General features: G+C 35.7%; 12 protein-coding genes, 4 tRNA genes and 1 other RNA gene. 10 read left to right on the plus strand and 7 right to left on the minus strand.

All coding sequences use genetic code 11. The annotated features are described in order from the left end of the window. Nucleotides 1-9 precede the first annotated feature (9 nt). From BMS_RS00190 to BMS_RS00200, 3 genes are all read left to right on the plus strand, one after another. Nucleotides 10-3,192 (plus strand): tetratricopeptide repeat protein, encoded by a 3,183-nt coding sequence (locus BMS_RS00190; protein ID WP_014242769.1) that lies wholly within the window; start codon nucleotides 10-12, stop codon nucleotides 3,190-3,192. A 105-nt stretch (nucleotides 3,193-3,297) separates the two neighbouring features. Next, nucleotides 3,298-3,385: transfer RNA gene (locus tag BMS_RS00195), tRNA-Ser, on the plus strand. Between the two features lie 28 nt (nucleotides 3,386-3,413). Then, a tRNA-Ser gene (locus BMS_RS00200) sits at nucleotides 3,414-3,504 on the plus strand. 78 nt (nucleotides 3,505-3,582) lie between these two features. Here BMS_RS00200 and BMS_RS00205 read toward each other — a convergent pair. The 3 genes from BMS_RS00205 to BMS_RS00215 are packed head-to-tail and all read right to left on the minus strand — an operon-like array spanning nucleotide 3,583 to nucleotide 5,010. Continuing rightward, on the minus strand, nucleotides 3,583-3,897 hold the full coding sequence (locus tag BMS_RS00205; RefSeq protein ID WP_014242770.1) for a hypothetical protein: 315 nt from the start codon (nucleotides 3,895-3,897) through the stop codon (nucleotides 3,583-3,585). Next, on the minus strand, nucleotides 3,887-4,417 hold the full coding sequence (locus tag BMS_RS16520) for an RNA polymerase sigma factor (RefSeq protein ID WP_014242771.1): 531 nt from the start codon (nucleotides 4,415-4,417) through the stop codon (nucleotides 3,887-3,889). Before BMS_RS16520 ends, BMS_RS00205 begins: the two co-directional genes overlap by 11 nt. 17 nt (nucleotides 4,418-4,434) lie before the next feature. Further along, nucleotides 4,435-5,010: a Spy/CpxP family protein refolding chaperone gene (locus BMS_RS00215; RefSeq protein WP_044557127.1), complete on the minus strand. Its 576-nt coding sequence runs from the start codon at nucleotides 5,008-5,010 to the stop codon at nucleotides 4,435-4,437. A 242-nt stretch (nucleotides 5,011-5,252) separates the two neighbouring features. On the opposite strand from BMS_RS00215, the gene BMS_RS00220 reads away from it, so the two are divergent. Then, a tRNA-Arg gene (locus tag BMS_RS00220) sits at nucleotides 5,253-5,329 on the plus strand. 9 nt (nucleotides 5,330-5,338) lie between these two features. Here the strand turns inward: BMS_RS00220 and asnB are convergent. Continuing rightward, a complete protein-coding gene (gene asnB / locus BMS_RS00225) occupies nucleotides 5,339-6,928 on the minus strand; it encodes an asparagine synthase B (protein WP_014242773.1) in 1,590 nt (529 codons plus the stop codon). A gap of 139 nt (nucleotides 6,929-7,067) precedes the next feature. Here asnB and BMS_RS00230 point away from each other — a divergent pair, with 139 nt between their 5' ends. Beyond that, the gene (locus BMS_RS00230; RefSeq protein ID WP_014242774.1) at nucleotides 7,068-7,526 is read left to right on the plus strand and encodes an Lrp/AsnC ligand binding domain-containing protein; all 459 of its coding nucleotides are present in this window, start codon (nucleotides 7,068-7,070) and stop codon (nucleotides 7,524-7,526) included. A gap of 4 nt (nucleotides 7,527-7,530) precedes the next feature. On the opposite strand, the gene BMS_RS00235 is transcribed toward BMS_RS00230, so the two are convergent. Further along, on the minus strand, nucleotides 7,531-7,965 hold the full coding sequence (locus BMS_RS00235; RefSeq protein WP_014242775.1) for a response regulator: 435 nt from the start codon (nucleotides 7,963-7,965) through the stop codon (nucleotides 7,531-7,533). A gap of 103 nt (nucleotides 7,966-8,068) precedes the next feature. Between BMS_RS00235 and BMS_RS00240 the strand changes: the two genes are divergently transcribed. The 4 genes from BMS_RS00240 to BMS_RS00255 all read left to right on the plus strand — a co-directional run bounded on the left by BMS_RS00240 (nucleotide 8,069) and on the right by BMS_RS00255 (nucleotide 10,367). Then, nucleotides 8,069-8,806 carry a hypothetical protein gene (locus BMS_RS00240; protein ID WP_014242776.1) on the plus strand — a complete coding sequence of 246 codons (738 nt, stop codon included), beginning with the start codon at nucleotides 8,069-8,071 and terminating at the stop codon, nucleotides 8,804-8,806. Beyond that, nucleotides 8,799-9,275 (plus strand): nucleoside deaminase, encoded by a 477-nt coding sequence (locus BMS_RS00245; RefSeq protein ID WP_014242777.1) that lies wholly within the window; start codon nucleotides 8,799-8,801, stop codon nucleotides 9,273-9,275. Before BMS_RS00240 ends, BMS_RS00245 begins: the two co-directional genes overlap by 8 nt. 75 nt (nucleotides 9,276-9,350) lie before the next feature. After that, entirely contained in the window at nucleotides 9,351-10,238 is an 888-nt protein-coding gene (locus BMS_RS00250) for a hypothetical protein (RefSeq protein WP_014242778.1), read from the plus strand. 41 nt (nucleotides 10,239-10,279) lie between these two features. Beyond that, nucleotides 10,280-10,367 (plus strand) — tRNA-Ser (locus BMS_RS00255). A 124-nt stretch (nucleotides 10,368-10,491) separates the two neighbouring features. Here BMS_RS00255 and BMS_RS00260 read toward each other — a convergent pair. Both BMS_RS00260 and BMS_RS00265 read right to left on the minus strand, forming a co-directional pair. Next, on the minus strand, nucleotides 10,492-10,893 hold the full coding sequence (locus BMS_RS00260) for a GNAT family N-acetyltransferase (RefSeq protein WP_014242779.1): 402 nt from the start codon (nucleotides 10,891-10,893) through the stop codon (nucleotides 10,492-10,494). 53 nt (nucleotides 10,894-10,946) lie between these two features. After that, complete coding sequence (locus BMS_RS00265; protein ID WP_044557128.1) at nucleotides 10,947-11,909, minus strand: hypothetical protein; 963 nt, start codon at nucleotides 11,907-11,909, stop codon at nucleotides 10,947-10,949. A gap of 218 nt (nucleotides 11,910-12,127) precedes the next feature. Between BMS_RS00265 and ffs the strand changes: the two genes are divergently transcribed. Beyond that, nucleotides 12,128-12,226: signal recognition particle sRNA small type (gene ffs, locus BMS_RS17290), an RNA gene on the plus strand. Nucleotides 12,227-12,293 lie beyond the last annotated feature (67 nt).

Consider the following 12,293-nt stretch of genomic DNA (forward strand, 5'->3'; position numbering starts at 1 on the left):
CAGGCGAGAATGAGCAAGAAGTATAGAGTGAAATTAATCAATGACCGAATTGTTGGCCCGTTCGTGGCTGAACAAATTGGTGAGCTATACGTAAAGGGTCATTTACTTGGAGATGAAAAGTGCCAAGTATTTCCTGTTGGAGATTGGTTAACCTTAAAAGACTTTGATGAGCTAAAAGAAATAATCGTTAAGGCAACAAAAGAAGGTAAGATCAAGGCCAAAGACAGCGGTGAGCGAACGCAAACTTTTGCTAGGATTAATAAACCAAAAACAAAGAAGCAAGCTGTAAAGAAAGACAAGGGCTTCCAAGAGTTTCAATATAAGAAAGAAGATATAAGCAGGGTTGATTATGAGGCCTTGGAAGAGAAATTTAAAGAAGAAGCTAAAGAGCTTGAATCAATCGAAGAAGAACTTGGTCATGTAAATGAGGTTCCCGTTGAAGAACCTGAAGAAAATGATGGAGTTGAAAAAACGGTAATTATAAACAGAAGTTCTCTTAGCAATGATAATGTCGACAAGACAGTAATTGTAAATCCAAATCCATTTAGAGAAAAAGTTGAAGAGAAGATCGAAGATGAGCCTGAGGAAGATACAAACTCAGAGGAAGAGGAAGAAGTAGAAGAAGAACCAAAAGAAGAGGTTCTTAATACTCAGGAAGCAACTGAGTTTATAAATGTTAAAGAACTTTTACCTGATATCAAACAAGTTGCAAACGTTGCAGAAAAAGAGTTTGAAGAAAAAGTTATAGAGGAAGAAGCTGAAGAAGCTAAGCTAACTCCAGAAAAGAAAGTTAAAGAGGAAGAGGCCGAAGAGAAAGAGAAAAAGAAGTCTAAAAGAAAGAAAACTACACCAATAGTTGCTGTTGCATTTATTGTTATTCTATGGACTTTACTCTTCCCTGAAAAAGAAGAAAAGAAACTCGACCCAGTAAGAGTAAGTATTCAATTCCCGATTCAAGCGGAGTTCTTAGATAGTGTAAAGAGTACTGAGGCCCTTAATAGGGGTTTAGATCACTACTCCCAGGGAACTTACCTATCTAAAATTAAGGCATCTCTTGAATTTAGTAAGTCTCTACACCATCAATTTAAAAATAATAAGGCGCTTGGATACTTAATACTTACCTATTCTGAAATATTTGAAAATTCAAATGATGAAAAGAAATCGATTCGAACAATATTTAAGCTCATAGAAATTGCAAGAAGTAAGATGCTTTCAGATGCAAATGTTGCAGCAGGGAGTGCCCTCTTTTATCAAAAGATAGGAAAAGCTCAGAGTGCAAATAGAATACTTGAAAACTTTATTAGAATTAATAAGCCAACAGTAAATCTTCTTTCTATTTATTTAAATGTATTAATTGAAGTCGGAAATTATATTGAGGCTAGAAAAGTATTTGATATGCTCTCTGGTCTTAAGAATAAAAATGAAGCAACTTATCTAAGTATATTAAATTTTTACGAAGAAAATGATCTACAAGATAAAGTTAAAGAGACAATTGCTGAAGCTAGAAACTCATTTCCTAAATCAATTCCTCTCTTACTTAGGTATGCAAAGTACCAATTTGATATAGGTGATTACAAGAAGTACGAAGCGGTATTAAAAGTAATACAGTCTTTGAATTCTGGAAGATCTCCAATGTATTACGCAAAATTTCTTGAATATATGGGGATTTTGGCAGCAATTAAAAAAGATAATAATAAAGCCGTTCTCCTTTTTAGATTGGCCTTAAAAATTCATGAATCTGATGAACTTAGATCAAAGCTTTCTCTGCTTGAGCTTGGGGGCTCTTCGAATGTTGAGAAGATTATTCTTGAGAGTAAGATTGTAGAGCTCATGAAGAAGGCCAAGAATGCAGTAAAAGAAAGAAAGTGGGAAATAGCCTTTATTAATGCAATTAAAGCTTCTGATTTAGATAGCTCTTATATTCCCGCTCAGCTTCTGCTTGGAAATATTCAAGTTAAGAGAGGATACTATGAAGATGCTATAAAGACATTCAATAGAATGAAGAAGGAATACCCTCTTAATAAGAAGATTAATATCTACTTAGTAGAAGCCTATATTAAAGCCTTTAAACTCTCTAAAGCAGAGGTGGAACTTAGAACTCTTGCTCAATCTAAGTTAAGTGATAGTTACATCTTTTACTCACTCCAGGCAAAGTACTACTTAAGAAGAGAGTTCTATGAGAATGCTATTTCTAAGTTCAAAGAAAGTATTAAGAGAAACCCTGTTAATGATGATGATTACTTTGAATTGGCAAAAATATATTTAAAGTTTAGAAAGTTTAAATCTGCAAAGAATATGTTAACGAGGTCGATTTCACTTGATCCTGTTAATATTGAATACCATTCTGCTTATGCCAACATATTATATGAGCTAGAGGGTGCTGAGACAGCAATTGGTTACCTTAGAAATTTATTGAAGCAAAATAGAGATAACCCAAAAATTCTTGGTGATATAGCTATCTACTATTATAAGAATGGACAAAATATTGAATTCCAAGAATATAAGAAGAGAGTTGAGAAGTTAGCTAGTACTGATGCAAGCTTCTATGAGTTCTTAATTTACTCCGCTGAGCTTGATGACAGAGATGATGATGTAATTAAATATGGAAAAGAGCTAATTAAGATAAATCCTGGTGATTTAGATGTTCAAATTAAGCTTGGGAAGAATCTCTACGATAAAGGTCTTTATAAAGAAGCTCTCAATATGTTTGAGTCGATTTTGGCCCGATTAGAATCTTTTCCTAGAGCGAATTACTATCTTGCTAAGACCTATATTAAACTTAGAGATCTTAAGAAGGCCCATATTATGGCCGAGCGAGAAGTGAAGAATAATCCTTCGCTAGAGTTTGGTTACTTTATTCTTGGGGAAGTTTTTAGACTAGAGAAGAAGTACAGAGAAGCAGAGTTAAACTTTAAGAGATCTATTTCTAAGAACGGTCGCTACGTAGAAGCTCTCATGGGAATGGGTTGGATAAAGTGGAAGCAAGGTTATCTAGATAGAGCGAGAGAGTATTACTTAAAGGCCCTGAAGGAAAATCAAAATAATGGAGAAATCCATAGAGCACTTGGTTACATCTATAAAGAGATTGGTCAGAGTTCTTTGGCAATTGACTCATTTAGAGTTTATTTAGATTTGACCCCTGCTGCAAAAGATAGGGCCCAAATTCAAGGTCTAATGAAGAGCCTGAGATAGTTTTTGTTTTGACGCGCAACTCTCTTTCATCTTTTTTAACATTTCTTTTTTTTACCGTATTGCATTTTTAGCAACTATCTCGTAATATGGTGTTTCCTAAACAGCGGTGGATTGGCTGAGTGGTCGAAAGCGGTGGTTTTGAAAACCATTGACCTTCACGGGTCCGCAGGTTCGAATCCTGTGTCCACCGCCATTTTTTGGGCTCTTTGAAATACAATTGCGGAGACATGCCCGAGTGGCCGAAGGGAGCACCTTGCTAAGGTGTCGAACCGTCTGACGGTTCCGAGAGTTCGAATCTCTCTGTCTCCGCCATTCTTTATCTTTTTTAAATCAAAACAATTATTAACAACTTCATTCGCTTTAGAATTTCTGAGTCTATCTATAATAATATTAGTTATTATTCTCAACCCATGCATAAGAACTCTCACCGTTACTTAGGTAAGCATCCTCTAGCATATACTCAATAAGATCAACTTGCTCTTGCTCCGTAAGTTTTGGAGTACTCATTGAGTCTAGTCCTGTTTTACTGATAGTAATGACAATTAAAAGAGAGAGGACTAGGGCAACTTGTTTTATTCCTAAACGCTCTATTAAACTTACAGGCTTCTCATTAATTCTACGATGAATATTGTTAAGCTCGTTCAATGGTGCTTGTGGTGTACTGTTGTCTCTGTTAAGGAGTTCTTTAATTTTCTCATTGGTCATGGTCGACTCCGTTCTCTTTTAAAAATTTAGTGAAGTCCTCTTTGGCATAGTGCACTCTAGATTTAACAGTTCCTTCGCTAATGCCTAGAAGTTTTGCAATTTCAGTATTTGTATATTCAAGTTTGTAATAAAGAATAAAAACTTCTCTATGTTTTGCTTTGAGCTTTAATAATCCTTTAGTTATTAAATCTTTTAATGTGTTATCAGGATTTATAGAAGCTTCGATTTCATCACTACTTTGTTCTTTGTGTTTCTTGAGAGAGTCGTAAGTGGTATTCATAGCAATTCGGTAGAGCCATGTTTTATAAGAAGACTTATTGTTAAAGGTATCCAGCTTATTCCAGGCCTTGAGAAAGGTTTCCTGTACGATGTCATCTATGTTTTGATTTCTAACCATCCAGTAAATAGTTGTACGTATAAACTCTTGGTTCTCTAAATAGATCTGATTAAAGACCTCTCTCTTCTCTTCTTCGCAAGAAAATGAGAGAGGTGTGAATATGCTCTTTAGAGTTTTAATCAAAACAAGCTCCAGCCTAATTAGTCTTTCTTATGATGCTTTTTCTTTTTCTTAAACTTCTCACGTCTCTTGTCTTCAAGCTCAATGAACTTCTTTCTTTGCTCTTCATTCAAAATATTTTTCATCGCAATCATCTTTGAAAATCTCATCTCTTCTAGTTTTGCTCTCGTTGAGCTCACTTCCTTATGCATCGACATCATTTTGTCGTCTGAGATATTTCCAATGAATCCCTTCTTAATATCTTCTCTTAAATTCTTTATCTTCTCTCTTAGGGCCTTGCGCTCTTCTCTTTTCACTTTTTCACTTTGCTTATGCTCTTTAAGCTTTGAAAACTGCTCTTTAGATAAGTTAAGCTCTTTTAAAAATCCAAACCCCTTACCCTTTCTCTCGCCAAGGCAAATAAGTTTAGACTTGTCTCTACGACCTTCTTTACAAGTTCCAGACTTCTCACCCTTTTTACCTTGAAAAGTACAACTATCCCCTGCTGACTTATCTTTGCAGGCCGTTTGCCTCTCTTCAATATTCATTGGTTTCTTGGCCAGAGCCGGCGTCGAGATTAGAAGTGCAGTAAGTGTTAGTCCTAAAATTGATTTCATATCTTGCTCCATAAGTTGATAGCTTTTCGATGCTATAAACCTTAGACGATTGAAGAGGTCAAAAGGTTCATTTTTTTTCACGACTTAAGCTTTTGATATTATAAGTCTCATTAAAAATATTATAATATAAAAAGGTGTTATTTAGAGCTGAATTCTCTGAAAAGGACTCATAATAGTATGAATTTATTACTTTTGATTGCTTGACAACATGGCTGTAATACCGCTAATTTAAGCATTCATGCGCACCCTTGGCTCAGCTGGATAGAGCGTCTGACTACGGATCAGAAGGTCGGGAGTTCGAATCTCTCAGGGTGCGCCATTTCTTAAATTATAATCCACTTTTTCCATAATTCGGTAAGGCCCTCGCACTTGGGTCAGTGACTTTACAGTTATCCCATTCTTGATTTGGAAGCCAAATTGCCTTAATAAGGTACGACTTACCTGGGTAATGCTTCTCAAAAATTCTCCTATAAAGAAATGCTTCTTTAGAGCTTGGAGTACAATGTGGGTAGAGCTCACTTGCTGTAGAGAATTCTTCATCACTAATAGTTAATTCGGACAATGTCTTTAGATAATCGACGCTGGAGTGTCCAACGGCATCACTGAAAGCAGCTTTCTGTCTATAAAGTATGTCGTGAGGAAGATAGTCCCCGGCCTCAAAGGCTGCACGTAAAAGGTACTTTCCATGCCCAGTGGTATTCATTTTTAATTTAGCAGGAATACTCATTACAAATTTAACAAATGCTTTGTCACTAAAGGGAACTCTCGCTTCAAGGGAGTTCGAACTAATGCAACGATCAGCTCTCAATACATCATAGATATAGAGCTCCTCCATTCTCTTAGATGCTTCTTTTTGAAACTCCTCTGGCGAAGGTGCAAAGTCAGTATATTTATATCCAAACATCTCGTCGCTACATTCACCTGTCATTAAAACCTTTATGTCAGTAGTTTCCTTAATATATCGACAAATGAGATCCATTCCAAGTGAGGCCCTGATAGTTGTGATATCAAAACTCTCTAGTCTATAGATAAGGTGATCAAGAGTTTCTAGGAGGTCACTTTTAGAAAAGAGGTATTCAGTGTGCTCAGATCCTATGTAGTCTGCAACTTGCTTTGCATACTTTGCATCGATAGGATCTTCTTTAATACCAACAGCAAAAGTCTTAATTCTCTTTGATGAGTTCTTTGCAGCGATTGAACAAACCAAGCTACTATCTAAACCACCACTAAGTAGAAATCCAACAGGAGCATCAGAGTCTAATCTCTTTATAACTGCTTGCTCTAATAACTGTTTAATTCCTTGCAAGGCAGTCTTTTGGTCAATTGAAAAATCTTGTTCAACTTTATGAGTGGAATCAAAAGAGATAAATTGCTCTCCATCGAAATAGTGGCCAGGTGGAAATGGCTTAATATCAAAACAGTAATCTTGAAGGGCCTTAACTTCTGAAGCGAAGGCCATCGAATGATCATCTAATCTCTTACCATAGAATAGTGGTCGTATTCCAATTTGATCTCTAGCCGCCAAAAAACTTTTCTCTTTCTGATCCCAGATAACAAAGGCAAATTCACCATCTAAGTTCTTACATAGCTTCTCAATTCCAAACTTCTTATAAAGAGGGAGTATCACCTCGCAATCTGATTTTGAATGAAGTGGTTCCGACGACAAAAGAGTATCTCTAATTTGTTGATGGTTATAAATCTCACCATTACATACGAGAGCATCACCTTGACTATTTTTAAAGGGCTGCATTCCATCAGTAGAGAGGTCCATAATTGCAAGTCTGTGAAAGGCCAAGAAAACTCCTTGGGCCACTTCTTCTATTCTCGAGTCATCAGGACCGCGATAAGTTATCTTATGAAAGCTTTGCTCTTCTAATTTACTCAACTTCTTACTCTTAAATGCCATAAAACCACACATAATGACTCCTTCTGTGATGATTTATCGGTTTATGATATAATTATGTGAGAAATTATCAATACAGAATACTATTTGCTGATAATTATTTAAAAACTAGCCTTCTCATTTGAGAATATGACAAAAACCAGGTGTAAATATTATGGAAAAATATCAAATTGATAGCCTTGATCGAAGAATTATTGAAGAACTCCAAAGGGATGCAAGGAAGCCATTTCTCGATATCGCAAGAAAGTGCCAAGTTGCAGGCGGAACAATTCATCAAAGAATTGAAAAATTAAAAGAAAAGGGAGTGATTACTGGAAGTAAGATTACAATTGATCATAAAAAGTTAGGCTACGGCGTAGAGGTTTTGCTTGGGATTCACCTTGTGAACGCTAAGGTTGTTTCTAAGGTGGTGAAAAAGTTAGAAAAGTTTCCAGAAGTTGTACAATCTCTATATACGACAGGAAATTACGCACTCTTTGTTAAGGTCGTCACAAAAGATATTGATCATTTTCATAATTTCCTAGTAAAGAAGTTGCAGGCCATTGAAGAGATAAGATCAACAGAGTCATTTATATGTTTAGAGACTCCAATTGATCGAGAGCTTCAGGTGTAGCCCATTAGGCGCTGTGCTTTCTCATCATCATTTCCTCAAAGACTTGACTCCAATTGATAAGGTTCTTATGGGAGTTTTCAATTACTTTTATGAAGCTATCTTTTTTTAGAGGCTTGAAAATAAAACCGTTTGCTCTTAGACGATAGCAAGCGGTAAAGTTGATGAGATTGTCAGAAGCTGTGGTTATGATAACCTGAGTGCCACTTTCAAGTTTAATAATAGCATCGAGTAATCTATCACCGTACATCTCCTTCATATTTATATCAATGACAGCAATATGAACTTCATTCTCGGTCATAAAAGAAAGAGCTTTCTTGGGAGAGCTAAAGCTTAATACATCAAAGTGCTCATTATCTTTTAAAAAGGAACTCATAAGATTGAGAGCATCTTGATCGTCATCTACTAAGACTATTTTGATTGGGTATTGAAGAATGAACATAGTGAATCTCCTGACCTTAATTATATCGGAAAATAAGTCTTATACTTGGTAAAGAGCTCAAAAATTAAGATAATATTACTTTAAGCGCTGTAAGGAATTGGTAATGATCGATATTTCAAATTTAAAGATTAGACAAGATATTGACCGAGTGAACCTATTGCAATGGGGACACTTTTCAATACTCACTCTTGCCTTCATTGTGGAAGGATTTTTAAATGTTAAGATTTTTTGGACATTGTTTAGTTTAATTGGTTTAGGTATCTTTTATAAACTTTACTTCAAGACACTAACAGATCTCTATTATTCTTTTTGGACGTTTTCATTCGCTACGGCATCTCTAATTGTTTATAAGCTCTACCATATTATTATGAGCCAAAGTGATCTACAGCTTTTCTATCTCTATCTTGTGGCCGGAATAATTCTATCTATTGAGGCCTATATATTACTATCACCTATTTATTATCCAAGAGTTTCATGGTGGGAGTATGACTTTAGATACCGCGATGATTTAAAAGTGAAGTTTTCATATGAAGAAAAAGAATTTGAAGCTCGTCTTACAGACCTAAGAAGAAGCGCTGGTTGCTTAGCTTCATTTGAAGAAGTTTCAGTGGGAGATAAGATTAAGATTTTTGCTTCTAATGGAGTTAAGGAGTTTAGCTTCTTAGTAGAAATAATGAGTAGAAGAAGGTACTCTCTTGGTCGACCGTGTACACATGGAGTTAAGTTCATTTTCAATGATGAATATTTAGAGTCAGACTATGATGAATTTCATAACTACTGGGTAAATGAAAAAGTTTTCAAAAGAAGTACACGCTATAGAAAACAAGGGTCTAATGCATAACTTTAGTGAATATAAATGGCTTATGAGTGTTGCGATGGATGAAGCATATAAGGCTTATTCCATTGATGAAGTTCCAATCGGTGCTGCAATCGTTGATGAGTCAGGAAATATATTGAGTCAATGTCATAATGAAAAAGAGCATTGCAATGATCCTTGTGGACACGCTGAGATTATAGCCATAAGAGAAGCCTGTAAAAAAAGAGGTGATTGGCGCTTGTCGGGGTGTACGATTTACGTAACTCTTGAACCATGTCCAATGTGCTTAAGCGCTATGATTCAAGCAAGAGTAGATAAACTCGTCTTTGCTGCCTATGATCCAAAAGGTGGAGCGATTAGCCTAAACTACAATCTTTATAAAGATAAACGTCTTAATCATAACTTCAGTGTCGTTGGTGGGATAGGCCACTTCGAATCTTCAAAGGTCCTTTCAAGGTTTTTTCGTGAGAAGAGATCTTCATATAAAAAGTAATCTATTACTTTTACTTACACTGCCTAGTGATTCTAAAAATTAAAGGATAGCCTTATCTTATATAAGGAGACCTATATGAAAGTTATGATTGTGTTATGCAGTCTCTTAATCTTTAATTCTGTTCTTGCACTAGAGAGTTTTTCAAAGTCTCTAGAAGATCGCTTGGGAATAAGTTCGGCAAGAGTTCTTGAAGTTGGAGATAAAATAAGAATTAAATTTGGAAAGTTTTCCAGAGGCTCCACAGCAGCATCATATAATCCTATTTTCAATACTATCAAGTTTAATAAAGATCTACAGTCTATAAGAACTAAGAAGTTGAAAACAATTAGTGAACTGAGAAAAGAGAATCCTTATTCATACCAAGTCTCTCTCGCTACTATTTTCCATGAACTAGGACATGCTGAATTAGATACAATAATTGAGGAGTCAAAGACTGGAATTGATAGAGATCTTTATAACACTCTTAATGATGAAGTAGGGCCTTGGTTTAAACGTAACTTTCCTAGAATAAAGAGCTGGGATGGCGTTCATGAGTTATATGGTTACTATAGAACAAGTGTGATAGAAGTACTCTTTCAAGAGATTGATAGCATTCTTTTACAAAACGGAATTAATCAATATCAAAGTAGGTGCTTCTTACCTCAACGCTTAAAAGAGCTTATAAAAACACAGAGCAGAGAAGAGTTTTCAAACCTTCAAGTACTATCAAATGATAATAGCTCTTTGGACGAGAAGATCTCAGTGCAATATATTTTCATAAGAGGAAGAGACTATAACTTAGCAGACGCAAGAGAAGTCTTTAAGAAGAAGTGGTTTCAAGCAATGTGGAATCATTTACAAAAAGTATATGACTTGCCTACTAATAAGACTGACCTACTAGAAAATTTAAACAACTGGTCTGAGTTGAAGTTTATTTCATCTTGTCGTCAAAAATTATGGGATGATTACCATAGTATGAAATAGACACTTTGCCGATATATTGCTAAAACATATTGATTAATTGCGGAGAATTGGCCGAGTGGTCGAAGGCGCACGCTTGGAAAGCGTGTAAGGGGCAACCCTTCGAGAGTTCGAATCTCTTGTTCTCCGCCATTTTACATCTTTATGGAAACACCACTTCAATTCAATAAGGTACGCAGCGCTAATGCTTGCTAACAGTCAGAAAGCTTACGCTCTCAGTCTCCGCCATTTTTTATTAAAAAATTTTACCACTTATTTATTCACCAGATTGTCTATCATAATTTCTGATGAAAGCACCCTGTGCCTTCATCATTCCGATTTTTTCATAGTAAGGAATAAGTTCTTCGTCACAAAGTAAATCCACCATGTATAGGTGTTTTAATTCATCTTGAAGATTTTTTACTAATTCTTTTCCAATCCCTTTGCCCTGGTACTCAGGTAGAACCTCTAAAAGTGGAATGTATGCAGATAGAATCCCATCTGAAATAGAATTAATGAAGCCAATTAGCTTCTTGTCTTCAAAGGCCAGCACAACTTTATAACTGCCAGCTAGTATTTTCTTAAAAACGTTTTCTGAAGGAGGATTGGGCCAGCCAACAAAAAAACCACTTAGATCTAATGACTCTAGTAACTTTCTGTCATTGCTATAATTTATCATTTCTCTCTCAATAACTTCTTAAATGGAGGGGAGAAAACTCCCCTCTTAATGAATTAGAAGTTAGCTAGAAGACCAAGTGAGAACTTCCCATAAGATCTCTCTGTGTCAGTCACTATAGTATTTGTCTCATCCTTAACTTCCCTATCTCCTACACCAGCGGCGATTAAATCAAGGTTTAGATATAGAGACTCTGTTAACTTAATATTACTTCCAAATTGAAGTGAGACGGAACTTGCATTCTCATACTCAATAAATGTTCCGTCATCATATGTTACTTTAAAGTCTCCTGTATTACCAAGTTCTCCACCGAGATATAGGTCAAATCTCTCAGTAATATCCCACTTTAGCTTACCAGTAAGAGTAAAAGTTCTATAGGATGATGCTGTTGTTAAGTCACCATCATCTACATCCTTTGATTCTGCCTTTCCATAACTTTGAAGGCTAAAGCCAGCGGCCCAAGAAAATGCATCAACTCTTTTTCCCCACAATAATCCAGCAGAAAAGTTAGTAGCACCTTCAGCAACATTTCCATCTTGAGTTGTTGTCGGCGATTCAGAGTCTTCAATCTTTGGTGCAACAGAGAGTGAAATATTTAGATCATACCCGTCAGTTTGAGTATCAAGTGCTCTATAAACGAGGGCAATAGTAGGATTCATTAGACCATCACTTTTGTACTCGTAAGTTTGACCGTTTGAAGTAGTTGCTGGGCCAAAAGTAGTTTTCTGTTTATTTTCGCTTACGTAATTGAGCTCTAGTCCAATTGCAAACATTTCAGTTAATGAATACATAAAAGCTATATTTGAACCAGAAGATGTAATTTCAGAACTTGAATAGTTTCTACTAAGATATTCCCAGTCGTATTCGGTTTTATCCGAATAGAGCGAAAAGCTCATAAAAAATTCACCTTGATTAGGGAATAGGACGAGATCAGTTACCTTTCTATCTGATAGGTCTTGGGCCATTGTGCTGGTAAGACATAGACATGCAATTATTAAAAACTGAAACTTTTTAAACAAAATATCCTCCATGATATTAGAATTAGAATAAATTAAGGATAAGTGAGGTTGAAACTTAATCAAACTTAATGTTTCTTGATGATGTTTAAATAAAATTTCTCCTATACTTACTTAGAATGCAAAATCATTTTGTAATACTTTAAAGCCGTTAAGGACACAGCGAATATTGGTATTGCTGAATTGACAATAGAGTTATTAGTAAATATGATGGCGGCGGTAGTCTAACCCACGGCAATTGTATTCATGGTGAACTCCGCCAGGTCGGGAACGAAGCAACGGTAACTTTTGGTATGATGTGTCGTTGGGGTAGGCTGCCACTTAAAGCTCTAATCCCCCCTTTTTAATTGCCTAAATCCATTAATTTCATTACCTTTAAAGAACGAA

The sequence above is a fragment of the Halobacteriovorax marinus SJ genome (assembly GCF_000210915.2).
Taxonomy (GTDB): domain Bacteria; phylum Bdellovibrionota; class Bacteriovoracia; order Bacteriovoracales; family Bacteriovoracaceae; genus Halobacteriovorax; species Halobacteriovorax marinus.

What these genes read in the sequence shown, in the direction of transcription:
- BMS_RS00240 (WP_014242776.1), top strand. Translation starts at nt 8,069, where the DNA reads ATGATCGATATTTCAAATTTAAAGATTAGACAAGATATTGACCGAGTG.
- BMS_RS00250 (WP_014242778.1), top strand. Translation starts at nt 9,351, where the DNA reads ATGAAAGTTATGATTGTGTTATGCAGTCTCTTAATCTTTAATTCTGTT.
- BMS_RS00245 (WP_014242777.1), top strand. Translation starts at nt 8,799, where the DNA reads ATGCATAACTTTAGTGAATATAAATGGCTTATGAGTGTTGCGATGGAT.
- BMS_RS00235 (WP_014242775.1), bottom strand. Translation starts at nt 7,965, where the DNA reads ATGTTCATTCTTCAATACCCAATCAAAATAGTCTTAGTAGATGACGAT.
- BMS_RS00205 (WP_014242770.1), bottom strand. Translation starts at nt 3,897, where the DNA reads ATGACCAATGAGAAAATTAAAGAACTCCTTAACAGAGACAACAGTACA.
- BMS_RS00215 (WP_044557127.1), bottom strand. Translation starts at nt 5,010, where the DNA reads ATGAAATCAATTTTAGGACTAACACTTACTGCACTTCTAATCTCGACG.
- BMS_RS00230 (WP_014242774.1), top strand. Translation starts at nt 7,068, where the DNA reads ATGGAAAAATATCAAATTGATAGCCTTGATCGAAGAATTATTGAAGAA.
- asnB (WP_014242773.1), bottom strand. Translation starts at nt 6,928, where the DNA reads ATGTGTGGTTTTATGGCATTTAAGAGTAAGAAGTTGAGTAAATTAGAA.
- BMS_RS00260 (WP_014242779.1), bottom strand. Translation starts at nt 10,893, where the DNA reads ATGATAAATTATAGCAATGACAGAAAGTTACTAGAGTCATTAGATCTA.
- BMS_RS00190 (WP_014242769.1), top strand. Translation starts at nt 10, where the DNA reads ATGAGCAAGAAGTATAGAGTGAAATTAATCAATGACCGAATTGTTGGC.